Source organism: SAR324 cluster bacterium (assembly GCA_029245725.1).
GTDB lineage: Bacteria > SAR324 > SAR324 > SAR324 > NAC60-12 > JCVI-SCAAA005.
Genome location: JAQWOT010000239.1, coordinates 1 through 25082, shown reverse-complemented (window position 1 = coordinate 25082; position 25082 = coordinate 1). Strand labels below are relative to the sequence as shown.

Below are 25082 nucleotides of genomic sequence, written 5' to 3'. Positions count from 1 at the left end.
GTGGTTGAAAGATCGTAGATTAGTCTCTCTAGATCTGGCCACAATGATTGCAGGTACTACCTACAGAGGTGAGTTCGAGAAAAGGATGAAACAACTTATTCGAGAAGTTGAGGAATCCAGAGGGCGAATTCTACTTTTTATTGATGAGTTACACATGTTGGTTGGGGCAGGTGGTGCTGAAGGAAGTGTCGATGCTGCGAATATGCTAAAGCCCGCACTTGCCAGGGGGCGCTTACGGTGTATTGGGGCAACAACCCTAAAAGAATACAAGAAGTATATTGAGAAAGATGCGCCCCTCGCCAGAAGGTTTCAGCCTATCCTTGTACGTGAACCAAGTATTGAGGAAACAATCACAATTTTGAGAGGTTTGAGGCAAAGCTATCAATCTCATCATGGCGTCGTTATCCAGGATGATGCTCTGATATCTGCAGCGCAACTTTCTGAGCGATACTTGCGTGAGCGATTCCTACCTGATAAGGCGATTGACCTTGTGGATGAAGCAGCTGCTAGTCTTCGATTGCAAATGGACTCCATGCCCATTGCCTTGGATAATCTGGAAAGGAGACTAAGTCAGATTCTCAACCAGATAAATACCCTTCGTCGTGAGAAAGACGAGAAATCGATTCAGCAAAGAAACTCACTAGTCCTCCAAGCTGAGCAGCTGCAGACTCAACAGCAGATGTTGCAGAGAAAATGGCAGGATGAACGGTTATTTGTAGAGAGGATTCGCCAACTTCGTCAAGCAATCACAGAAACTCGTCAAGCAGAATGGGAGGCTCAACGTGATGGAGATTTAGATTTAGCAGCCAAACTTCATTACGAAACTTTAGATCAACTGGAAGCACAACTTCAGGAGGCCGATTCTAATCTCAATCGGCGCGAAGAGCGTTTAGTAAAAGAGGAGGTTGACGCAGAAGATATTGCACAGGTGGTTTCCAGAAGAACAGGAATTCCGATTCACCGAATGCTTGCGGATGAGAAGGAAAAACTAGTGAGGTTGGAGGAATTTCTTGAACAAAGAATCATGGGGCAAAGTGAGGCGTTGTCACGAGTTGCGAGTGCTATTCGACGTAGCCGAGCCGGTGTTCAGGATCCCCAAAGACCCATTGGCTCATTCATTTTCATGGGAAGCTCTGGTGTCGGCAAAACTGAATTAGGATTAGCCCTCGCTAACTTTTTATTCGATGATGATAAGTCTCTGATTCGGTTTGATATGTCTGAGTACATGGAAAAGCAGTCAGTGAATAGGTTAATGGGTGCAGATCCTGGATATGTCGGATTTGAGGAAGGAGGGCTTTTAACAGAAAAGGTTCGTCAATCTCCCTACTCAGTTCTACTCTTTGATGAAATTGAAAAAGCACACATCGATATCTTTAATTTGTTCCTCCAGATTTTGGATGATGGTCAATTGACTGATAGCCAGGGTAGACGTGCTGATTTTCGTAATACGCTGATCATTATGACCACCAACATCGGGCACGATTTGATGCGGGAGGATCGTAAAAAGAAAGATGTCAACGATCTTCAGAAAGAAGCTCGGCAGCTTTTATTGAATCATTTTAGACCAGAATTTCTAAATCGAATTGACGAGATCATTCCATTTAAAAACCTCTCGCTGTCGCATATTCGCCATATCTGTCGGATGCAACTTGAGCAGTTACAAACTCGACTAACTTCTCAAGGAATACAGTTAGATATGACTGAAGCAGCTGAAGTCTATCTCGCACAGCGAGGCTACGACCCTGTTTTTGGCGCAAGGCCAATGAAAAGGACCCTCCAAAGAGATGTTCAAGACCCTATTGCAATCCGACTTCTCAACGGAGAACTCCAGTCAGGGATGACAATTCAGTTAGATGCCTCCCAAAATAAACTGCATTTCAAAATCAGCTGAAAGCTGATTTACCAAAGATTAACCCTTTCATTAGTCTTTGCTGCCATTATTTTTATCTGTGATTTCAAGTTGCTTGAGCTTTCCACTCAGGCTGTAAATACTGTTTGAGAACAACCTCAAACCTTTAATGAGTTGCTTGGATGCGGTTCTTTTTTTTGACTTTCTTTTGTGTATGGTCGTTTGTCTTAACAGCAACTAGCTTAGATGTTTATGACACAATTGGGGGAAATTTTGAGTTAAACAGTACCCTAGGTAAGAAAATTGGGCCTCAGAGCTTTAGAGGAAAGGTACTACTCGTTTTTTTCGGATATACATCTTGCCCGGATATTTGCCCCATTACTCTAACAACCATCAAAGATGCTCTGGAAAACCTAGAACCGAATGAAGTAGAGCAGGTACAACCTCTTTTCATCTCAGTTGATCCAGAGAGAGATACGTTGGAAGGAATGAAGCAATTTTTGACATATTTTCATTCATCACTTGTTGGGGTGACTGGCAGTGCCGAGGAATTGAAAGCAATCACAAAGAAGTTTGGAGCTGCCTACATAAAGGATACTCGTTCCTATTCAGCGGCTGACTATCTAATTGCACATTCTGGCTATATTTATCTCATGGACCAGCAGGGGAGAACACGAGCACTCTACCGGGCTTCCAACAAAGCTGAAGAGATGGTGAAAGGAATCCGTAAGTTACTGAGCGAAGAATGAAATTTTTTAAATTTTCACCTAGAACGAAGATGCAAATTCTGATTTTGGGTATTCTGGCTCTATGGGGTGGGTATACTCTAATCCCAAATAATGAAGAAAGTATAAAAAAGCAGTTTGTCTTGGCTGCTGGAGAAAACGAAGAAGTTTGTTTGACGGTCTATCAAGACCAAGGATTGAATTTAACTTTTACAGCCTCTGAGCCAATTTATTATGACATCCATACCCACCATGAAGACGAAGTAACTTACCATAGATATGAAAATTCAACGGTACACTCAAAAAGTGAACTCAACCCAAATAAAAAAGACTATTTCTGTGCCCAATGGAAAAATCAAGGACAAGTTGAAGCAGAGGTGGTCTACCAATTAGAAGTTAAACCAGCGAGCCTAGATGGGAAATATCTTCGGAGAAATGTGGTTTTTAGGGTCGATCAAAATTCTCCCAAAATGATTCAAGTTTTTGAGGAAAATTCTCAAAATTTGCTCAGCAGTTTTAAATTTCGATCAGAGGTGCAGAACTTTGCTCTAAGTGCCGCTGAAGATCAATTGGCAGTCCTTCTGGCTGGAGAGGTTCAATTGATCAACGTTCAAGATGGATCAATGCTCAAGCGCATCTCAGTCAATGATTTTCCAAGTTTTCTTAGTTTGAGCAAAAGCAGCGAAAATTTGCTGCTTGGAAACGAACATCAACCAAAGATTTATTTAATAAATCTCAACAATTTTGAGCAAACTGAACTTCTAGTTCCCGCACCACCAAAATCTATTCTGAACGATATGAATTTTGAGGATATGCTGGTTCGAACTGAGGATGAAGTTCTGCGTGTAAGTATTTCCCCATTTCAGATTGTTGAAAGACAAGCAAGGATTCCGCTCAAAATTGGGGAGGAGGTTCAATTGGTAGATCCCTACGCCTGGTGCTTTGTCCACGGAGTGCCTCACCCACTTTTTGCCCCAGTGTCCCCCGCAATGAGCGAAGCCGGTTTACCTGGCTCGTGGTTACAGCCAATCATTCAGGATAACCTCCAGGCATCATCAAAATGATTCGGGTCGAAAATCTTTCAATCCACTTCCCACAAGGCAATCAAAAAGTTGAAGCTGTCAAAGGAATCTCCTTTGAGGTGGGTTCACAGGAAACAGTAGCTTTGGTCGGAGAAAGTGGTTCTGGAAAATCAGTGACTGCTCATGCGGCTCTAAAGCTTTTACCACCCCAAGCCCAATGTGTTGGAAAGATTTGGCTTGGGGAGGAGGATCTACTTGATGCCTCAGAATCGAGGATGTGCCAAGTGAGAGGGCAGGAAATTGGGATGATCTTCCAAGAACCAATGACATCCCTCAATCCCCTGCATACGATTAGACATCAGATAAGCGAAGCGGTCCTTTGGCATCATGGTGTAAGTCAGTCTAAAGCAGAATGTGTGGCTTTAGACTGGCTTGAACGAGTCGAAATTCCACAAGCCAAGCAACGGTTGCGATCCTATCCTCATGAACTATCAGGGGGGCAGCGTCAACGGGTGATGATTGCTATGGCATTGGTCAATAATCCCAGGCTACTGATCGCTGATGAGCCTACTACTGCTCTTGATGTGACGATTCAGGCTCAGATCCTGGATTTGCTGAAAACGCTTCAGCAGGATATGGGCATGTCAGTTCTTCTGATCACTCATGACTTGGGAATAGTTAAACATCATTCAGACCGAGTAGTTGTTCTCTACAATGGTGTCTTGCAGGAAACTAATACTACTAAAGTCCTTTTTGCCAACCCAACTCAGCCATACACAAAACAACTTTTGGACTCTGAACCGTCCGGCGATCCAGCTGAAATGATGGATGGTGCTGAAACAATTCTGAGGGTTGAAAATTTGAAGGTTTGGTTCCCAATTAAGCGCGGAATCCTGCAGAGAACAGTCGACCATATCAAGGCCGTCAATGGCGTAACTTTCTCAATTTGCGAGGGAAGGTCACTCGGAATAGTCGGTGAGAGTGGATCTGGTAAATCTACTTTGGGAATGGCTTTGCTTCGTCTGATCAGTAGCGATGGGAAAATTAGTTTTCAACAGCAGGAATTGGATGGGCTTAATCGTCTTGAAATGCGTCCATTCCGCAAAAAAATGCAGGTCGTTTTTCAAGATCCTTTTGGAAGTCTGAGCCCAAGAATGTCAGTGGGTGATATCATCGCAGAAGGCTTAAGATTGCATGGTGACATCTCTGCAGAAGAACAGGAAAAACGAGTTGTAGAAGTGATGCAGGAAGTAGGACTGAATCCCGAACTTCGTTTTAGGTATCCCCATGAATTCTCAGGTGGTCAACGGCAAAGAATTGCCATAGCACGGGCGTTGGTCTTGCACCCACAATTTTTGATTTTAGATGAGCCAACTTCGTCCCTGGACCGCTCAGTTCAAGGGCAGGTATTGAATCTACTGAGGAACCTTCAAGAAAAGTACAAACTGACTTACCTTTTCATCTCGCATGACCTGAAAGTGATAAAAGCAATTTGTCATGAGGTTTTGGTGATGAGAGAAGGTGAAGTTGTGGAATCAGGACCCACGGAAGTTGTACTCAACAATCCAAGACATGAGTACACAAGATTGCTTTTAGATGCTGTTCTGTAGTTAGAGCTTACAAGGAGAATTCTTGGCTGAACAAGATGGTCAGGAGAAAACAGAAGCCCCGACCGAACGCAAGCGGGAAAAAGCCCGCGAAGATGGTCAGGTTGCTTCCAGTAAAGAATTGCCCTCAGCTGCATTATTAGCAGCTGCTACCCTCTCCTTCATGGTGATGGGGCAGAATATCCTCACTGCTGCACAGAGTATGTTTGCTGACATCATGATAGAGCCCATTCGTTCAGATATGAATAGTAACGTGCTCTATGATCTGATGGCGACCTCTGTCAGCAAAATCCTCATTCCTCTCATCCCTTTTGCAATTCTTCTTGTAGTTGTAGCGATATTTTCATCAATTCTTCAGGTCGGTGTTCGCTTCACACTGAAACCGATTGCTCCAAAATTTAGCAAGTTAAGTCCTCTTCAGGGTCTAAAGCGAATTTTTGGAACCCAAGGGTTGATGGAATTGCTGAAGAGCCTGGCAAAATTACTGCTGATTGGTTTCATTGGTTTCATCACTTTCGAAGAAGAGATGGGGAGGATCAATGCGCTTGCGTTGATTACCCCAGCACAGATCGTATTTTATAATTTCTCTGTCATCATCGAAGTCACAGGGCGTATGGTTTTAGCCCTGATTGCGATTGCAATTTTTGATTTCATGTATCAGCGCTGGCATTTCGAACAACAGTTGAAAATGACTAAGCAGGAAGTTAAGGATGAAGCAAAGCAGTCAGAGGGGGATCCCCAATTAAAAGCGAGGATTCGTCAAATCCAGAGAGAAATGTCGAATGCTCGGATGATGCAGGAAGTCCCAAAGGCAGATGCAATTGTGGTAAACCCAACTCATTATGCTGTGGCACTGAAATATGATCGAGAGAGTATGAATGCACCCCAGATAGTTGCGAAGGGTGTAGATTATATGGCTCTTAGGATAAGAAAAGTAGCTGATCAAAATGATGTCCCTATACTGGAAAGACCTAAACTGGCCCGGGATCTTTATGCAGGTGTGGAAATTGGACAAGTAATCCCAGAGCGATTCTTTAAAGCAGTTGCAGAAATTCTTGCCTACGTTTATCGTCTCCGAAGAAGGAAAAGATAAAAATGATTTGCCACGGAAAGCTCGGATTCACCCGTATATTGGGGTAAAAATTGCAAGCTGACCTCAAATTTATTCAATTTAGCAAATTAGTGATTTTAGATCATCATCAAATAGTTATTTCTCTTTTGGGAATTGTTAGGTGGCAGTAGGAAGCAACTCAGCTAGTCTGAGCGGTTTGTCAAGAAATTCTGATGTCTTACTGGCAGTAGGGGTGATCTCAGTTTTGATGATCATGGTAGTTCCCCTACCAGAAATTCTAATGGATTTGCTGCTTGCGCTCAGTATTACACTTGGGGTTCTGATTCTTTTCGTTGCTCTCTTCACAGCAAACGCGCTTGAGTTCTCTTCCTTCCCTACTGTCCTCTTAATTGCGACTCTCTTTAGGCTATCACTCAATGTTGCCTCCACTAGATTGATTCTCTTGAATGGCAACAAAGGCTATGACGCCGCTGGAACAGTGATTAAGTCATTTGGAGAATTTGTTGTTGGTGGGAATCAGATTGTTGGAATTATCGTATTCTTAATCCTAGTTCTCATCAATTTCGTGGTCATTACAAAGGGTGCAGGCCGTATTGCAGAGGTTGCCGCTAGATTTACTCTGGATGCTATGCCAGGTAAGCAGATGGCGATTGATGCAGATTTGAATGCTGGACTCATTGACGAAACGCAAGCACGTCAACGTCGTCAATACGTGCAGCGAGAGTCTGATTTCTATGGAGCAATGGACGGGGCTAGCAAGTTTGTTCGTGGTGATGCAATTGCGGGCTTAATCATTACTACGATCAACATTCTTGGTGGTTTGTTGATAGGTGTAACTCAATTTGGGATGAGTTCGGGTGATGCCTTTGAGACCTACGCAACCCTAACCATCGGGGACGGTTTGGTATCCCAAATACCCGCACTGATTATTTCAATTGCTGCAGGTATTGCAGTTACCAAGGCATCAGCAGAGAACAAGCTGTCTGTTGATCTGGGTAAACAAGTATTCAGTAATGCTCAGGCCCTAAATGTTTCAGCGGCTCTTCTTTTAGCTTTTGCAATTATTCCGGGTCTACCGGTTCTTCCTTTTCTAACCTTAGGGATTATTACAGGAGGACTAGCTTATCTTGCTAGGCAGGACAATTTCAGAAATCAACAAGCCGAAGAAGCACAGGCGCAACTCAAGCTACAGCAGGAGATTGAAGAAGAGCCCGAAAATATTGAGTCACTGCTGCCCATTGACCTGTTGGGTTTAGAACTGGGCTACGGACTGATTCCACTAGTTGACGAAGAACAAGACGGAGAATTACTGAAGAGAATTAAAGCTATCCGAAGACAGATGGCTACTGATTATGGCTATGTCGTTCCGCCAATGCACATCAAAGATAATCTCGAACTTTCTCCAGGAGAATATTCGATTACCATCAAAGGAATCGAGGTTGCTCGTGCTGAATTGATGGTTGGGCACTTCCTGGCTATGAAAACTGGAGAAGTTGACGAGGAAATCGGTGGGGTGGATACTGTTGAACCAGCCTTTGGGTTGCCCGCAATTTGGATTACTTCCGAGGATGAAGAAAGAGCACAATTTGCTGGTTATACCGTAGTTGATCTACCAACAGTATTAGCCACACACATCACTGAAATTCTCAAAAACCATGCTTTCGAATTTTTGGGCCGTCAGGAGACTCAGAAACTTTTAGATACCTTTGGTCAAAGTAATCCTAAGGTTATTGAGGAATTGGTTCCAGGGCAATTGAATTTAGGAGTGGTACAAAAAGTTTTACAGAATCTTCTGCGAGAACAAGTTTCCATCAGGGATCTGCATACAATTTTGGAAACACTAGCGGATGTTGCTAACCTGACCAAAGATCCAGATCTGCTTACAGAACATGTTCGGCAAGCCCTATCAAGGCAATTGACACGGCAGTATCAGACGCCTGATGGAATGCTGCCACTGATCACAATGAGTCAAGAACTTGAAAATCAAGTTGCGTCTTCCATACAGGACACGGGTCACGGTTCCTATTTGGGCTTGAATCCGAATATGGCTCAGTTGATTATCAATAATACTGAAGCGTTGATTGAGCAGTTTGAAATAAATAACTACCAACCACTTCTACTTTGTTCACCACTTATTCGGCCCCACGTTAAAAAGCTTCTTGAACGATTTATTCCGAATTTGGTCGTCTTATCACATAATGAAGTTGCCCCTGATGTCCGTATTGAGGCTCTTGGGGTGGTAGAATTGAATAACTAATTCCCTTTGTCGGACTGACACATGAATCTCAAACGCTATCGCGTGAATAATATCCAAGAAGCTCTGCAGTTGATCAAAAAAGATCTTGGTCCAGAAGCTGTTATTGTATCAACTCGGCAGGTGAAAGAGGGTAATAAGGCGTTTGGTCTATTTGCTAAAACAATGCTGGAAGTGACTGCTGCCCGAGATGACAAAAGCCAGGCAAAACCAAATATGCAGTCCTCATCTCAAGCAACTGCGAGTGGATATCGGGCGACAGTAAATGGAATGCCTCGTTCAGAGGGCACTACTGCAGTGGCAAGTCCTGAAATGCCAACACCGACTGCAAAGCCAGTACAGTCAAATCCTGCTTCCGATCCCTACAAAGCCCTGCAGCCGCTTCGTCAGGAGATTCAGGATCTGAGGGAACTGATTCAAAATCTTGGGGATCGTACAGCCAGCTATGAGGGACAAACTGTTGCCCAATTGAAACAAGAGTTGGGAGAAATGCGCTACATGCTGCATTCTCTAGCTTCCAGAACAGGGCAAATGGATGATCTCAATCTCCCTGAAAACTTAATGGTACTTTACCAACAGCTTCGCTTCAGTGGAATGGAAGAGAAGTTTGCTAGAAGATTGATGTTGGAAGCTCAGAAAAATATTGCAGAAGATGATCTTCAAAATTTCTCTTATGTAAAAATTTTCATAGCAAGAATGCTCATGAAAATTGTTAAGACTACTAGAGGGGTTGAGAGCATTACCGCTCCACAAAAGATTTTTACACTGATAGGTCCAACGGGTGTTGGGAAAACAACTACAGCTGCTAAGATCGCTTCTGAACAACTGCTTCGTTACAAGCGAAGAGTGGCAATGATCACTATTGATACATTTCGCATTGCTGCAGTAGAGCAGTTGCGGACTTACGCCAAAATCATCAATGTGCCGCTGAGTATTGTATCTGATAAAGCGGATTTAGACCGCGCAATAGCAAGCTATTCAGATTATGATGTGATCATCATCGATACTGGTGGTTGTTCGCAGCGTGACGAGTCACAAATGTTTGAATTGCGAGAACTTTTTGATGAGCGAGGAAGGCTACACAATGTTTTGGTGTTGAGTTCGACAACTAAAGACAGCGATCTCAACGAAATTACTCGCCGTTTTGGGGTTATACCGATTGATAGTGTGATCTTCACAAAACTTGATGAGAGTTCTTCGTACGGATCCATGTTCAATCACTCCATCCGTTTCAAGAAACCAATCTCTTTCTTGACCACTGGGCAGAAGGTCCCTGAAGACATTGAAGTCGCTACGAAAGAGCGTTTGGTGGATTTGATGCTCAATATTTCTGGTAATTGAGCTAATACAACCATATCCCCATTGTAAGAAAGTGCTCAATGAACGACCAGGCAAGTTCCTTACGAAGGATTGTCGGGGAAAATACAACTACGTCGGATTCCATCCGAGTAAAGGTACTTTGCATTACCAGTGGCAAGGGTGGTGTAGGGAAAACGAATATTTCCATTAACCTTTCAATTGCTTTGGCGTCAATGGGGCGTAAGGTCTTTCTGCTTGATGCAGATCTCGGCCTAGCAAATATTGACGTTTTATTAAACTTAACCCCAATGTACACTCTTGAACACGTACTCTCTGGGGAAAAGAGCATCAACGATATTATTTTGGATGGCCCGGGAGATATAAAAATCTTACCGGCAAGTTCAGGCGTGGTGGAAATGACTGAAATGGATCGTGATCAACAGGTCCATCTGTTCAGAAAACTCGGAGAAATTGAAAGAGAAATTGATTATTTGGTAATTGATACTGGTGCGGGTATCGCTCCCCACACACTGAGATTTGTTGCTAATTCCGACGAGGTTCTGATTGTAGCCACCCCAGAACCATCTTCGATGACAGATGCATACTCTCTAATAAAAATAATGGTGACGAGATACCAGATAAATAAATTTAGGGTAATTGCTAATAATGTTGTATCACCTGCGGAAGGGAGACAGGTTTACGAGAGGCTCCAAAAAGTCACCCGAGATTTTTTAAAGACAGAGATTGATTTCATGGGGCATGTTCTAAAAGATCCCCTACTGGTCAAATCAGTGCGCACACAACGTCCATTACTACAGTCTTTTCCAGAAGCCCCAGCTGCAAGATGTCTTGTTTCGATAGCCAGAGAAATTGAAAAAATCCACAAAGCTGCTGTTGCTGAAAGCTCAGAGTATATTGAGCAACCAGACAATGTTAATCGACAAAGAACTCCAAGTTTTTGGGAACGTCTAATAAGTTGGCGTACAAGCTGAAGATCTTACTCAGCCAAGGAAGGCAGTGAAAGCAAACCCCTATGCCGACAAATCTCAACAAAGCCGAGAGCAGCTCGTACTAAAATACGCCTCTCTGCTCAAGCGGATTGTAAGCCGAATGGCAAGTAGGTTTCCTCCAGAAGTTGATCCTGAAGAAGTCTATCAAGCTGGCATGATCGGTCTTCTAGATGCGGTAGACAAGTTTGATCCCTCGCGAGACATTCAATTTCAAACCTATGCTGAGTACCGAATTAAAGGAAGTATTCTCGATGAATTACGGGCTCTGGATTGGGTACCCAGAGGAGTTCGTGCGGCAGCTACGGAATGGGAGAGAGCTTGGAATGAGCAATGCAGCACATTAGGGAGAGAACCTAGTGATTCTGAGATGGCAACCAAGCTTGAGAAGCCTTTGAATGAGTATCATGAGTTTGTTGCCCATGCTAACCCACTCTCTCTGGTGACATTAGATCACTTGGGAGGAGGAGGTGAAGATGAGGAAGGTCAGAGTCTATTGGATATCCTCCGAGATCCAGATGGCTCAGATCCCTTTTCAGAGTTGTCAATGCACCAACTCAAAAGCCGTTTACAAGAGGCAATCGAGGAGTTACCAGAGAGGGAACAGACAATCCTCTCTCTGTATTATGTTGAAGAACTGAACATGAAAGAGGTTGCAGCTGTTCTGGGTGTTGGTGAAGCACGTGTATCTCAGATGCATACAAAAATTATTTTGAAATTGCGAGCAAAATTGCGAAGAGTAATTGAAGTTGAGAAAGCTGCTTGAAACTTAAGTAATTTCATAATCAATGAACGTAGAAGCATTCGCTGAGACAAGACTGCAAGAAATGATTGAGTTTCAGCGAGAAAAGCTGCTCAAGCTTGCTAGAGAAATCCTACCTGGTCTAACCCCTGAAGATCTTCGGAATCCCCAAGATTTTCCTGATCTTATAAAAGATCCACTATTTAACTATGAAGATGGCCTTCTTGCTGGCTATCTTGCTGTGCAAATTGCCATGCGATCTCGTCTATGAAAGAGATCAGGTGGAATCGTGCTTTGCTTACGGAATTTTTGAGAAGCCATGCTCATCAGCAGATTTGTATCATGGACCAGAGGAGCAGAGCTTTCTTGGTCGGCATAATTCCGGCAGTATTTGAAATGGATCTTTGCAGTGGTTCACTTGCCGAAGCCTCACTAAATGTAGAGAATAAGGGATGTGATGTTTCTCTCACAATGCATGAACAGTTTCTTGGAATTCATCTATTGTTCTTTAGGCAGAATACCGAAGAACAAATTTTATCTTTTCCATGGGAGATTCCTTATTCTTTGCTCCAACTAGATTTAGTTCCCGTGAGAATGGATGCTTGAATCGTTTTTTGAACAAGGTGTGAAATGAATTCTGGATTAAATCAGGACAGTATAATCAAGCCTCCTGTTACCGAGCCATTGTCAAATATTTTACCAAGTGAGCCTTTACTGCTGATGGGAGCTGGACCAGTTCCGATATCTCATGCGGTTTCGAGAGCAAATGGGGTAGTGATTAATCACCTTGGTGAGACGATGGACCGAGTCATCAAGAATCTGAAAGTAATGGCTGCGTATGCTTACCAAACGAAGAGTAATAAAATTTTGGGAGTGTCAGGCCCTGCCTCGGCATCCATTGAAATGGCAATTACGAACCTCCTCTGGCCAGGTCGTAAAGTACTCGTTTTAAAAGTAGGTACTTTTAGTGGTCGAATGGGAGAAATGGCAGAAGGTGTTGGAGCGGAGGTAGACTATATTGAACGATCAGATGCTAGCCCAATCAACGCAGAAATGGTTGAAGAAGCATTCAAAAAAAAGAAATATGATGTTTTGACAATGGTTCAGGGGGAAACGTCATGTGGAGTCAAGACTGTAGATTTTGCTGAAATTGCCAGGATTGCCAAAGAAAATGGGGCAATGGTGATAGGGGACACAGTTTGCACTTTAACAACAATGCCCATGGAGATGGATCAGTGGGGTTTGGACGCAGCGATTTCTGGGGGCCAAAAAGGGCTTTCTTCCATTCCAGGTGTGTCAGTGATTGCCTTTTCTGAAGATGCTTGGAAATTTCTTGAGAAAAGATCAGTTCGGCAGCCACACTGGTGTTTTGATGCTCTTAGGTCTCAGAAGTTCTGGGGACATCAACAATATCACTATACTGCCCCAGTTCCAGGAATTTTAGCACTGCACGAGGCACTTCGGCAGATTTGTGAGGAGACATTGCCTGAGCGGTTTCAACGACATCTTGTGAGTTCAAAGGCTTTGCAAGCTGGTATCGAAGCAATGGGTTTGGAATTATTCATTCCAGAAAGCTACAGATTGAACTCTGTAGTCGCTATCAGGCTGCCCGACGGTGTCGACAGTGCGAAAATTAGAAAATCAATGGTGGATATGTTCCAAGTCGAAATTTCTGGAGCATTTGGTTTAGACATTGTTCGCATTGGGCAGATGGGTGAACAGTGTAGAGCACATAATCTCTTCAGAGTATTGTATGCCCTCGGAACCGCATGTGTGACTCACGGTGTCCCCTTAGATGTTAGCAATGGAATGGCGATCCTCGAAAAAAATCTTCAGCAACCAATCCTCCCTAACTGAATTTGTCCCCTGTCGAACTTTTTTTTGATCGGGGGACACTACTTCTTAAAAACCTACCAACGGTGCTCCGAATAACTTTCTCCCAACTCAAATGGGATGAAAGAGTCCTTTCATATCGCGCTCCTGCCAACAACTATTACGATATTGCTCTATATCTTCATAAAGAAGGTATCCCATTTCTAGACAATGCCAAAGAATTTGAGCCTACTAGTTTTCATCTTTCCCAAAAAATAACTCCAAGAAATTATCAACAGGAAGCTCTCGATCACTGGCTTCAAGCTGGAAAGCGGGGAGTTGTTACTCTGCCCACTGGAGCGGGTAAAACGATGCTAGCGATGCTCTGTATTTCTAAAACGTCACGTCCAACACTAGTTCATGTGCCCACGATTGATCTGATGCAGCAATGGCATGGCTTATTAGAGCAATTTTTTGGGATGAGAGTTGGTCGAGTGGGAGGTGGCTATAAAGAGTGGGAACAACTGACTGTGAGTACTTATGATTCTGCTCTACTCCAGGTTGAATATTACGGTAATCGATATGGCCTTTTAATCTTTGATGAATGCCATCACTTGCCAGGGCATCAATTTCAATATGCTGCTCTAGCCTCAATAGCTCCATTTCGTCTTGGCCTAACAGCAACTCCGGAGAGGTCAGATGGCAAGGAAACTCTTCTTTACGAAATCTGTGGACCCTTGGTTTACCAAGTTCATATTGATGAACTAGAAGGTCGTACTCTGGCGCCATATCGAGTTCAAACCATAGAAATTGAACTCACAACTTCTGAACTCGAAGAATATCAAGAATTAAGAAATATATTTCTAAACTTCATTCGAAGAGAGAGAATTCGATTTGATGAACCCAACGGTTGGCAAAACTTCTTGTTTAAAAGCAGTCGCAGTCTTGAGGGGAGAGAGGCTTTTCAGGCTTATTTGGCTCAGAAGAAATTAAGCCAGGCTTCTGGGACAAAACTCCAAAAAGTCTGGCAACTCTTGACACAACATATTGATGACAGAGTGATTTTATTCACCCAAGATAATGAAATGGCCTATAAGATTGGACGTGAATTTTTACTACCCGTACTGACCCACCACACCAAGTCAACAGAAAGAGACCAACTGCTCAAAAAATTTAGAGAAGGGATTTATCCCACTTTGGTGACTTCGAAGGTGCTAAACGAGGGTGTCGATGTCCCAGAAGCCAATGTAGCTATCGTGGTGTCAGGGAGCGGTAGTACAAGGGAACATGTTCAAAGATTAGGACGAATCCTACGTGCGCGCCCTAATAAGGAGGCAATCCTTTATGAACTTGTTTCGAGGGGAACGGCAGAACTGTATGTGAATCAAAGACGAAGACAGCACAGAGCCTATGATCGTTACCGATAACGATCCATGCCTGCCATTCGTTTCACACGGTCGGTCGGGGAAATGATCTCTGTGATTCTTGCACCAAATTTTTCTTTATAAACTACCACCTCCCCCCGCGCAACGAGTTTACCATTCACAAATACGTCAAGGTCTTCCCCGACTAAGCGGTGCAATTCTAGAACGGAACCTTGCCCCAAAGAGAGCAAATCACTGATGCTCATCTTTGCACGACCAACTTCGAAAGTGACAGTCAGAGGCATTTCCATAAGGAAATTTACATCGACATTAGGCGGTGGAGAATCATCTTCTGCTTCACCCGTCTGTTCATCGACCATGTTCAGCATGCTGTCCATGTTACCTAATTGGTCGGCAGAATCTCCAGAGGGTCCAAAACTGCCTAAATCCACTCCGCTGACAGTAGCTGTGTTTTCTGAAGTTCCCGCTAATGAATCAAGATCAGTTGCTCCTGCATCAACGCTGGAGTTCTCAGCTTCTTGACCATCAAAAAGGTCATCGACTGAAGAACTTTCTGTGGCTACTGAAGCGCTTTCGCCATCATCATCACCTCCCCCAAAGAGGTTCTCAACACTTTCTTCAGAACTTACTTCTGCAGGAGGCGGTTCAGCACCTTCCTCTCCCCCAAAAATAGAATCTAAATCATCTTGGGACATGTCTGCCATGTTCAGGGCTCCTTAATTGTCGATCCTGATTTCCTCAATATTGTCTTTGACCCAAAGAAAGCGAGGCTTATCAGCACTTAGTTCTTTACAAGAGTTTGGGCCACCAAATTCTTGCTGGTGTAGTTTCAATTTCCAATTAACTTTGGGTTTTTCTTTTAAACAGAAGTAAGCTTCAAAAGAATTTTTTGTTGGAAACACTTCTTGAGTGATTTGAATTTCACCGTTCAATTGCCGATCTGTGAGATATTTTTGGATTTCTAGTTCGACAACTTGTAGCCAAGCCGGGAGAAAGACATTTCCTCGATGAAATTCAATAGGTAAATCTTCGTAGAGTAATGCATTTATCAAACTAGTTTCTACTCTGCCGTACATCTTACCGCTGGGCATGTCCAGCACTGTTGGTGCGAAGCGATGCCCACCAAGGTGTGATGATTCCCAAATTTCGATAGAAGGGTCTGTATCAGAAATTGATTCTCTTAGTGTATCGAAAAGCTTCTGTCCAAATTTTGCGCAGCATTGATCATGCCTGCCATGGGTGCAGACAAACAGTTGTTTATTGCTTGAAAGAGCCTTCGGTGAGTATGTCTTGTAGCTACCCTTGAGATGATTTTCCAATACTTCAAACACCGCTTCGATTGGAATGTTTTCGTAAAGAACTCCCTCAGGATAAGCAAATATTTTTAAGCCTTCAGAGGTTGTTTGATTCGGGTGCTGAATCAATCTGGTTAAAATTCCACCATGTATTTCCGCCTGACTATCTTTCCACTCTGAGTATTGAGATGTCCAAACTCCATCTGAATCTTGAAAGGCTTTTTGTCCCCACTTCTTTTTTGGCCAAGTAATGAAGAAGAAGTGCTTTGCGTGACCAGCAGTTCCTCCCATTGGCTCATTCAAATTAAGCGAATATTCACTGCAATACTGCTTCATAACTACAAGCTCTCGGATTGACGCCACATCGGCAGAGTCTTTTCCAAATCTGGGTGGGGAAGACAGTGAATTGGACCAAAAGTTTCTGATTGTACGACTTGAATCAAGCGATGCTTCAGCATTTCCAAGACTGCAAGGAAGGTAAGGATAAGATGGGATCTATTATGAGATCTTGGGTAGAGATTCTCGTATGAGAGGCTAGCCTTGGTCTGGAGCATGTCTAGCAGATCAATGATTCTATCTTCGATTCGATATCTTTCTGGTTCAACTTGGTGGTGATGGATTCTCGGACGCCTTTGCATAACCAGTTTGAAGGAATTCAATAAGTCAATCAGAGAAACCTCCTCTGATAAAGTTTGAATTTCCCTAATTTCATCTGCCTTTTCGACAGACTCCTCAAGATTGTCCTCTCCACGTGGAAATACGTCTCTACCTAGCCAATCTCTTGCTCCAATGGCATAAGCTGCATCTTTAAAGCGTTGATACTCCATCAAACGTCTTCGAAGCGTTTCTTCTGGATCTTCTCCCTCATCACCCTCCTCCGTGACTGGTGGCCTTGGAAGCAAGGTTCTAGACTTAATAAGAATTAATGTGGCAGCAATCTCGAGGAACTCACCTGCGATGTCTAAATCAACAGTTTGTAACGCACGGATATAACCTAGGTAAGCTGCAGTGAGATCTGCCAACCGGACTTCATCGATTGAAACTTTTTTCTTACGAATCAAATGGAGTAAAAGTTCAAGCGGCCCCTCAAATACTTCAATCTTAACTTCGAGGGGTTTCTCGCGATCTGGGTAGATCCCCAATGCTGGAATAGCCTCCCACTCAGTCAAGATTCATCTCTTTCTTAAGTTGCTCGGCTGTATTTCCAGCATTTGAAGATTCATACCTTGATTTTGCACCTCGGGTGACTTTTCTGAGGTCATCTTGGGTTCGAATTATTTTTGGCCTTATAAAAAGCAGAAGATTTGTTTTATCTGTCGTATCACTGCTGCTGGCAAAAAGTCCCCCAATTAAAGGTAAATCTCGAAATCCTGGGACTGAATTTGCTGAATTCCGTCGAGTTTCGTTGATTAATCCACCCAACACTACAATCTCATTGTCTCTGGTTACCACCGTAGTGCTCAACTCTCTCTTGAAAGTTGTGATGGCTGTCTGCGCACTTGTTGCCCCACTTGTTACTATATTACTTGATTCCTGTTGAATCTCGAGACGAATGCTATCTTCACCACTAATTTGAGGCTTAATTGTTAGTTTAATCCCAATGTCTTTAAATTCAGTTTCGGTAGTGGTGACTCCATTGTTATTCGTTACGGTTCTAGTAGAAACCGGAGTGTTCGTTGTGACATTGATGCTTGAAGAAACGTTGTTAAGCATCATGATCTGAGGATTAGCAAGAATATCAACATCTTGGTCTTGTTGAGTGGCCCTTATGAAGGCTCCAAAACTGAAATATTGTTGACCACCAAACTCAATTTCACCACCAACAACCCCAAAAGCCGCGTTTTGACCAGCTGCTGTAGCTGTGGTGGCGTTAAATGGTGTTGTTCCTGGGAATCCGCCGGTACTAATTCGACCATCATCTTCGCCAGCAACTCGCCAGTTGATACCCAAATCGAGACTTTTGGTCAATGTGATTTCCATCAGCATTGCTTCAACATAAACTTGTAAGCGAGGCACATCTAGCCTTGATATAATCTCTTCGAGCGTAGGTAACGTTTCAGGTGGTGCAAAAATTAGTAAGGAATTGGTTGCCTCGTCAGATGTAATGGAGATTTCTCCACTTGTTTCGACAGCTTGACTTGGTTTGTCATCAGCGGTTTCTTTATTCTTAGCTTCTGTTTGCGTTGCTATCTCACGAATTCTTCCTGTCAATTCAAGTAGCAATGGAGCCATGTCCTTGGCAACAGCATGTTTTAGCGCGTACAAACGGAAGTTGCTCTGAGCCCTGTCTTCCTCTTGGAAAACATCCAGCATCCCCAGGAGACTTTTGAGTTGTGAGAGTTTTTTCTGATCAGTAATAACAATGAGAGCGTTTAATCGAGGTTCAGGGATTATCTTAAAGGAATCAGTTGTTTGGCTCTTTTTCTCTCCTTCTTTTTCAACTACTTTGATCTCTGAGAAAACATTAGTCAGTAGACCTGACATAGTGTCAGCACGGGTGAACTTTAGAGGTACTAATTCGTATAAGACATCTCCAGCTGCCTGTTGAGGAATATCTAGGCGCTCAGCAAGTTCTATAACACGGTCAGTAGTGAATCCATCTGCAAGAATTATAAGAGCATTCAGTCTCGTTTCTGGGATGATTTTAACGGGACTTGATTTCGCAGTTTCCCCCTTATCCTGCCCCTGAACAATCTGGTCAGTGAAAATTGTTGCCAGGAGTTGTCCGAGTGGTCCTGCCTCAGCATAATTTACTGGATGTATAGTTATTTCAACACCTCGTTCTCTCTCTACATCCAACTGCTCAATCAAGCTGACTGCGCTTCCCGTACTGATTGCACTGGCAAGGATCACTACAGCATTCATAGGCTCAAAGGGTACTAGTTGCACAGAAGCTGTTTTCGGGAAAACAGTCTGTAGTAAGCCGATCACTTCCTGAGGTTTTAGGTATCGGAGCCTCTGAATAGTCATTTGTTTGCCTTCAACCGGCACATCGATTTTTTCTAGGAAACTTACCAATTCTTCTGTAACTGGTTTATTTGCAACAATGAAGAGAGCGTTCATTCGCTCTTCAATAACCAACTTGAATGTGATTGCTTTACCACTGCGCTGCAAATTAGCATAAAGATCTGTAACAGTTTTATGTAACTCTTTAATATCACTATGTTTTGGTGTAAAAAGTGTGACTGCCTGTCCAACGCCTTCTGGCTCTGGAACATCCAACATTTCAATGATTTCTTCGATCCGTTCCACGTTTGCAGCATTGTCTAAGACGATTAGCATCTCTAAGGGCTCATAGAGAAGCATGGCTCCAGCTTTTGAGAAGATCGGCTGTAGCGTCGCTTGTATTCTTTTAAGATCAGCATGTTTGAAGCTGATCAACCGCATCACAAATTCTTGTTGAGTGTCGAGGGGTACTTCTTGTGAGATGTTAAGTCTTAGAAATCTGGCCTCAGCAGCTGGAAGAATTTCAACGACGTTACTTTTGGCCCTGGGTACTAGAGCAAGCCCTTGTGTCTGAAGAATCTTCTCGAAGAAATACAGCGCGTCTTTGGCAGAAACTTTTAGATTTGGAGGAGCTGTGATCGACATCTGCCCACGTAAATTTTTCTCTTCATAAAGAAAAACCGTGTTGGTTTCAATGGCGATAATTTTTATAAATTCTTGAAGAATCAGGGTGGGGGGTAGGTTGATTGAGACGTCCTTGGAAAGGGCCTCGAATCGTGCCTGCATTTCTACCGTAGCATTATCAACTTCAGAATCTTCTTGGGCAAAAACTGGGAAAATTACTGAAAAAAAACATAGCAGCATCAATGCTGTGAGGAACTTGTGAATCCGCAACAAGTGTAAATTCATGAAATGTAGTGAGTCTATTGGTTGAAGGGATGATTTGAAAGAAACCTCGCAAACTCCAGGTCTAGAGGTGTTGTCATCTTTAGATTTGTTTCCTCTCCAGGGATAAGATGTACGGGTATCCCAGTTTTCTCAAGTAGAGAGGCATCATCTGTAACGTCCCAATCTTCTTGCTGAGACTGGAGGGTGGCTTGCCAGTAAGGTGACAAATGAAACCCTTGTGGGGTTTGAGTCGCTACATAATCTTGTCGATTTACCATCTTCACCTGATCCCCATTAATTTGGCGAATTGTGTCCTTCAATGGAATAACAGGAATGACAGCTGGATAATGCTCCAGCGCTCGGATGACCCTACTGATAAGCTCTGTCGAGCAGAGTGGTCGTGCTGCATCGTGCACGATAACTCTTTCAACCAAACGATCTGTTTGAATTTGTGTTAGTGCTGCTGCAACAGAATCTTGACGTCTCTCTCCCCCCAAAACGAGAGTCAAATCAGGGAGTGTGCGTAAAGAGTTTAAAAACTCTTGGTCCTTTTGAGCATAAACCAGATAAATATGACAGATCTGTGGGTGACTAATTACTTTTCGGATTGTCTCTTCAAGTACGCTTGAATCATTCAGTGGAAGGAATAATTTATTTTGGTTAGCTCCCATTCGCCTGCCTTGGCCGGCAGCTGGGAGAATTGCAGCAACTAGTGTCATTCGATTGAGTATTCAACTCACTAGATTTTGTAGTCCGGCTCAGAATGCAAATCGAAGCTGAATCACATCACGAGCATTTGTCTTGTCGCCAGCTTCTTGCCCCATGCTTTCAGTGTAATGTGCATATTCAATTGTGAAAAAACGGAAAAAGATAAATGGGTTGATTTCAGCACCCCAAGTCGGTCGATTTTGATTGACACCACCTCTCACCGAAACAAAGCTTGCACCTGAATCAATTGGAAGAAAACCTAATTCCCATCCCCAATTAAATCTCTTCTGCAAACATCCAGGACTCCCCTTGTTCTCAAAACAGTAGGTGTCATTTGCGTTAGCGTAGGTAAAATCACGAAGATCAGCTGCGAAGAGAAAGCGTATGGGGCCAAACTTTGGTTGTGCTGAGAAACCAATGTCATATTCTGGCATATGGGACCTCGGACAATTATCAGAGCTTCCAAAATCAAGATGTCCGACATTATGAGCAACCCCTCCAAAAGTCATCCTCAGCCATGAAGCTGAAACTGCCCGTCGCTGGAAACCAACACTGTAGGAATTTGCAGTCTTCTTTGAGGTGTAACAAGCAAATTTGGATTCTATTTTGTCAGCAAGTTGTTGGACGTCCAAATTTTGAATCTGAGTAGTAACATTGTCTATGAAGAGGGCCTCATTGAGTGTAAGGTTATCAACACCATTTGCTGCTGCTTGGACTAAAAGAGTATTTAGTTGAGTCAGATCAGCAACACTGATCACATTTTCAGTGATATCCTTAAAAGCTACCGTCGTAAATGGCTGTTCTCTTCTTGTAACTCTGTTTTGCTGGACCCCAAAAATCCATTGCCCTGTTCCTGGTGCCACAGCTAAGCCGTACCGCAACATGCCATCCTCACGCATGCCTAACCCGATGTTGCTATTCTGTATAGTGTTGACTGCCTTTTCTTGACTTGATGCTCCTGAGGAATCAACCGTGGCTGAAAAATCATAAGCATACTCGAGGGAATAAATTGCACCGATAGTGAACCAATCACCAAAAGGTAAAATGAAGCTAAATGAGTTCAACGATCGTATGTGCAAGAGATCTATTGAAACAGAAGCTCCATCACTAAGTTTTTCCTGGCTAGACTGCAATTCACTAATAGCTGGAATTTCCAGCAAAATGTTGAGGTTCAACATCAAACTATCAACACCACCCAATCCAGCTGGATTGTAATACAACGCAGACTCATCGGCACTAAGCGCTACCCCGGTATTTCCCATGCCAAGGTTTCTAACTGCCTGCCCAGGTCGACGCAACTCAGAATAAGAGGTGTCGTATGTTTGCGCTTGCAGAATACTTGAGAGATTGAAAAAAAGAAGGATCAGTAGTAATAGTCTCATTGTTAACCAAAAAGAATCTAATTTGATTTTGCCTCAAAATGCAGTAGTTGTGCCCCTTACTGGCCTGAAAAAACGCCAACTAGCTTACAATTTTTGAGTTTGAAGTGTAGATTCTTTCCTGAAGGAATCTTTATTAGTTTCTCAATGATGCCACTTGGATAGTGGTTATATTTTTTATGCCAAGACATGGAGGTTGAATGGCAGTAGGTAAACTCACTGGTCCTAAAAAAGCTGCAATCCTTTTACTGGCACTAGGCGAAGAGGGAGCGGCAGAAGTCATGAAGAACTTGGAGGAAGCTGAGATTCAGCAAGTCGGCTACTACATGACTCGATTCAATGACATTTCTTCGGAGGAGCTAGATCAAGTATTAGAAGAGTTTTACAGACAATCTATTTCGGACGGAGGTGGTGGAGATTTAATGGCTTCACCAGACTTCGTGAAAAATGCTCTGAATGCTGCTCTGGGAGCAGATAAAGCTAAGGAATTGACTGGGTCGATGAATGCGTCCGACCAAGATGTAGGGTTAGATGCCCTACAATATATGGATCCAGTAATGATTTCGAATTACATCCGCACTGAACATCCCCAAACCATTGCTCTGATTATCTCTTATCTTACAAATATTGACCAAGCAGCAGGAGTGCTCAGAACCTTACCAGAAAACTTGCAGGCGGATGTTGTCTACAGAATCGCTTCTCTGGACAGTATTCCGCCTGGCGTTGTGAACGAACTCAACGAGGTTCTCTCGGATGAAATGAAACAAGCGGGCAGTATGGTTACCAAGGTTGGTGGGGTGGCACCGGTGGCTGAGATTCTAAACTCCATTGACAAGGCTTCTGAAACAAGAATTCTCTCAACAATCGAAGAATCTAATCCGGATCTAGCTGAAAAAATACGTGAGTTGATGTTCACCTTTGAAGATTTGACATTGATTGATAGCAAGCAGATGCAAACAGTGCTGAAGGATGTTGACAAGGCTGATTTGGCAATGGCTCTGAAGACAGCCAGTGATGCTGTCCGTGAATTGATTATGAAGTCAATGTCCACAAGAGCTGCAGAAATGTTGAACGATGACCTTGAAAATATGGGACCAGTCAAGGTCTCAGACGTTGAAACCGCTCAGCAGAAAATTATTAAGATCGTGAAAAAGCTAGAAGAGGAAGGAAAACTCATCATGGCAGGTGCCGGTGAGGATGTTGTTTGATGCCCGAAAACTTTCATTAAAACTTTTTAGAACTGAATGAACAAAGCTCCCACTTTACAAGACATCATCATGACCCTGCACCAATTTTGGAACGAGCAGGGCTGCTTGCTGATGAACCCATATGACATTGAGACAGGGGCGGGCACGATGAATCCGATGACCACTCTTCGTACTCTTGGTCCCGAAGAGTGGAATGTTGCCTATGTAGAACCTTCCAGAAGACCAGCCGATGGTAGGTATGGAGAGAATCCAAATCGGCTGTATCAACATCATCAATACCAAGTCATCCTTAAGCCGTCTCCAGCAAATGTTCAGGAATTGTACTTGGATTCATTGTATCGCCTTGGGATTGATCCACTGGAGCATGACATACGTTTCGTTGAGGACAATTGGGAAGCTCCTACCCTAGGAGCTTGGGGTCTGGGTTGGGAAGTCTGGCTCGATGGGATGGAGGTGACTCAATTCACCTACTTTCAACAGGTCGGGGGGCTTGAATGTCATCCTGTTGCTGCTGAATTAACCTACGGGTTGGAACGCTTGGCAACCTATCTACAAAATAAAGAGAACGTTTTCGATATTGAATTCACTGAGGGTGTAAGCTACGGAGCGATTTTCAAACATCCAGAATATGAGCACTCGAAATATACTTTTGAGATTGCTGGTGTGGACCAATTGATCCGCTGGTTTGATGAGTATGAACAGGAATCAGGCAGAGCACTTGAAAGCACCCTCGTGTTCCCAGCTTTTGATTATGTTTTGAAGTGTTCTCATACGTTCAATCTTTTAGATGCTGGTGGAGCGATCAGTGTTTCAGCAAGGGCTGGCTATATCGGCCGGGTGAGGTCACTGACGCAACGGGTTTGCAAATTATTTTTGGAGGAAAGACGCAAACTTGGTTTCCCTCTGATGAAAGATCGCGCTGCGGCTCAGGTTTGGGTTGAACAGCTAGCGCCCAAGGAGGCGGCTTGAATTCATTCTTACTGGAAATTGGACTCGAGGAAGTTCCAGCTTCGATGATCCAACCGTCAATTGAACAACTCAGAGAACTTGTTACAAAAACCCTCCAACAGCAAAATTTGAGCGGTCAAATTGAGATTTTTGGGACGCCAAGGCGATTTGGACTGCTTGTCCGTAATTTGCCAGCATCACAAGCTAATCGAATTGAGGAAATCAAGGGCCCGCCCGTTGAAATGGCCAAGGATGAGAAGGGCCAATGGACAAAAGCTGCTCTTGGATTTGCGAAGAAAAATGGGATTGATCCCAAAAAACTAGAAGTTCGAGATTTTCCAGGCAAGGAATATCTCTACGCTATCAAGCATTTAGAGGGAAGACAGACAAAAGAAATCCTGGAAGCATCGATTTTGGAATGGATTCGTGCTCTGCGTTTCCCAAAAAATATGCGCTGGGGATCTTACCGCCAACGCTTTGTTCGTCCAATCCGTTGGTTAACTTGCCTTTGGAATAGTGAAGTTATTTCTGTTGAACTCGAAATGGTGAGAAGCGGCAATCGAAGCTTTGGACATCGATTTCTTAGCAAAGGCTTTTTTACCATTGATCAGGCAGACCAATATGAGAAAAATCTTCGAGATCGATGGGTGATTGCTTCGCCTTCTAAGCGTCGTGCAAGAATAGAAGAACAAATTCAGGAACTCGAGAGAAAATACAAATGTCGTATTGAAATTGATCCATTACTGCTGATGGAAGTGACTAATTTACTAGAATGGCCTACGGCTTTGGTTGGTAGTTTTGAAGAAGCTTTTTTAGAACTGCCCAACGAGGTTCTTGTGACCTCAATGGCAGTTCACCAGCGGTATTTCCCCGTATATGAAAAAGATGGCACCAATCTTCTCCCGTACTTTATTGCCGTCCGAAACGGAAACGAAC

Annotated in this window: 22 protein-coding genes; 16 read left to right on the top strand and 6 right to left on the bottom strand. The window is 43.4% G+C overall.

The window, feature by feature from the left end; all coding sequences use genetic code 11:
- The 13 genes from P8O70_13550 to P8O70_13490 all read left to right on the top strand — a co-directional run.
- The coding region (locus P8O70_13550) for an AAA family ATPase (GenBank protein MDG2197884.1) at nt 1–1891 on the top strand (1891 nt) is incomplete at its 5' end.
- Between the two features lie 140 nt (nt 1892–2031).
- The gene (locus P8O70_13545) at nt 2032–2598 is read left to right on the top strand and encodes an SCO family protein (GenBank protein ID MDG2197883.1); all 567 of its coding nucleotides are present in this window, start codon (nt 2032–2034) and stop codon (nt 2596–2598) included.
- Nucleotides 2599–2627: 29 nt separating this feature from the next.
- Entirely contained in the window at nt 2628–3638 is a 1011-nt protein-coding gene (locus tag P8O70_13540) for a hypothetical protein (GenBank protein MDG2197882.1), read from the top strand.
- Nucleotides 3635–5206, top strand: a complete 1572-nt coding sequence (locus P8O70_13535; GenBank protein ID MDG2197881.1) for an ABC transporter ATP-binding protein — start codon at nt 3635–3637, stop codon at nt 5204–5206. Before P8O70_13540 ends, P8O70_13535 begins: the two co-directional genes overlap by 4 nt.
- Before the next feature lie 22 nt (nt 5207–5228).
- The gene (gene flhB, locus P8O70_13530) at nt 5229–6296 is read left to right on the top strand and encodes a flagellar biosynthesis protein FlhB (protein ID MDG2197880.1); all 1068 of its coding nucleotides are present in this window, start codon (nt 5229–5231) and stop codon (nt 6294–6296) included.
- Between the two features lie 139 nt (nt 6297–6435).
- A complete protein-coding gene (flhA, locus tag P8O70_13525; GenBank protein ID MDG2197879.1) occupies nt 6436–8532 on the top strand; it encodes a flagellar biosynthesis protein FlhA in 2097 nt (698 codons plus the stop codon).
- 21 nt (nt 8533–8553) lie between these two features.
- Nucleotides 8554–9870, top strand: a complete 1317-nt coding sequence (flhF, locus tag P8O70_13520; protein ID MDG2197878.1) for a flagellar biosynthesis protein FlhF — start codon at nt 8554–8556, stop codon at nt 9868–9870.
- 38 nt (nt 9871–9908) lie between these two features.
- Nucleotides 9909–10820: a MinD/ParA family protein gene (locus P8O70_13515; protein ID MDG2197877.1), complete on the top strand. Its 912-nt coding sequence runs from the start codon at nt 9909–9911 to the stop codon at nt 10818–10820.
- Nucleotides 10821–10845: 25 nt separating this feature from the next.
- Nucleotides 10846–11601, top strand: coding sequence for a FliA/WhiG family RNA polymerase sigma factor (locus P8O70_13510; GenBank protein ID MDG2197876.1), 756 nt, complete (start codon nt 10846–10848; stop codon nt 11599–11601).
- A 22-nt stretch (nt 11602–11623) separates the two neighbouring features.
- Nucleotides 11624–11848, top strand: coding sequence for a hypothetical protein (locus P8O70_13505; protein MDG2197875.1), 225 nt, complete (start codon nt 11624–11626; stop codon nt 11846–11848).
- 95 nt (nt 11849–11943) lie between these two features.
- Nucleotides 11944–12183 carry a hypothetical protein gene (locus tag P8O70_13500; protein MDG2197874.1) on the top strand — a complete coding sequence of 80 codons (240 nt, stop codon included), beginning with the start codon at nt 11944–11946 and terminating at the stop codon, nt 12181–12183.
- 24 nt (nt 12184–12207) lie between these two features.
- Nucleotides 12208–13434, top strand: coding sequence for an alanine--glyoxylate aminotransferase family protein (locus P8O70_13495; GenBank protein MDG2197873.1), 1227 nt, complete (start codon nt 12208–12210; stop codon nt 13432–13434).
- 2 nt (nt 13435–13436) lie between these two features.
- Nucleotides 13437–14816, top strand: coding sequence for a DEAD/DEAH box helicase family protein (locus P8O70_13490; GenBank protein ID MDG2197872.1), 1380 nt, complete (start codon nt 13437–13439; stop codon nt 14814–14816).
- Here the strand turns inward: P8O70_13490 and fliN are convergent.
- From fliN to P8O70_13460, 6 genes are read right to left on the bottom strand one after another with little or no spacing between them, the layout of a single operon-like run.
- Nucleotides 14807–15478: a flagellar motor switch protein FliN gene (gene fliN, locus P8O70_13485; GenBank protein ID MDG2197871.1), complete on the bottom strand. Its 672-nt coding sequence runs from the start codon at nt 15476–15478 to the stop codon at nt 14807–14809. The two genes, P8O70_13490 and fliN, sit on opposite strands and share 10 nt — an antisense overlap.
- Nucleotides 15479–15490: 12 nt before the next feature.
- A complete protein-coding gene (locus P8O70_13480) occupies nt 15491–16360 on the bottom strand; it encodes a sucrase ferredoxin (GenBank protein ID MDG2197870.1) in 870 nt (289 codons plus the stop codon).
- Between the two features lie 47 nt (nt 16361–16407).
- Nucleotides 16408–17238: a segregation/condensation protein A gene (locus P8O70_13475; GenBank protein MDG2197869.1), complete on the bottom strand. Its 831-nt coding sequence runs from the start codon at nt 17236–17238 to the stop codon at nt 16408–16410.
- A complete protein-coding gene (locus P8O70_13470) occupies nt 17231–19912 on the bottom strand; it encodes a secretin N-terminal domain-containing protein (GenBank protein MDG2197868.1) in 2682 nt (893 codons plus the stop codon). The genes P8O70_13475 and P8O70_13470 overlap by 8 nt, the downstream gene beginning before the upstream one ends.
- A gap of 26 nt (nt 19913–19938) precedes the next feature.
- Nucleotides 19939–20622, bottom strand: a complete 684-nt coding sequence (gene ispD, locus P8O70_13465; protein ID MDG2197867.1) for a 2-C-methyl-D-erythritol 4-phosphate cytidylyltransferase — start codon at nt 20620–20622, stop codon at nt 19939–19941.
- A gap of 39 nt (nt 20623–20661) precedes the next feature.
- Nucleotides 20662–21993 (bottom strand): hypothetical protein, encoded by a 1332-nt coding sequence (locus tag P8O70_13460; GenBank protein ID MDG2197866.1) that lies wholly within the window; start codon nt 21991–21993, stop codon nt 20662–20664.
- Nucleotides 21994–22190: 197 nt separating this feature from the next.
- On the opposite strand from P8O70_13460, the gene fliG reads away from it, so the two are divergent.
- The 3 genes from fliG to glyS all read left to right on the top strand — a co-directional run.
- A complete protein-coding gene (gene fliG, locus P8O70_13455; protein ID MDG2197865.1) occupies nt 22191–23198 on the top strand; it encodes a flagellar motor switch protein FliG in 1008 nt (335 codons plus the stop codon).
- Between the two features lie 36 nt (nt 23199–23234).
- Nucleotides 23235–24167 carry a glycine--tRNA ligase subunit alpha gene (gene glyQ / locus P8O70_13450; protein ID MDG2197864.1) on the top strand — a complete coding sequence of 311 codons (933 nt, stop codon included), beginning with the start codon at nt 23235–23237 and terminating at the stop codon, nt 24165–24167.
- Nucleotides 24164–25082 (top strand): glycine--tRNA ligase subunit beta (gene glyS / locus P8O70_13445; protein MDG2197863.1); only part of this gene is annotated, 919 nt, incomplete at its 3' end. The genes glyQ and glyS, both read left to right, overlap by 4 nt.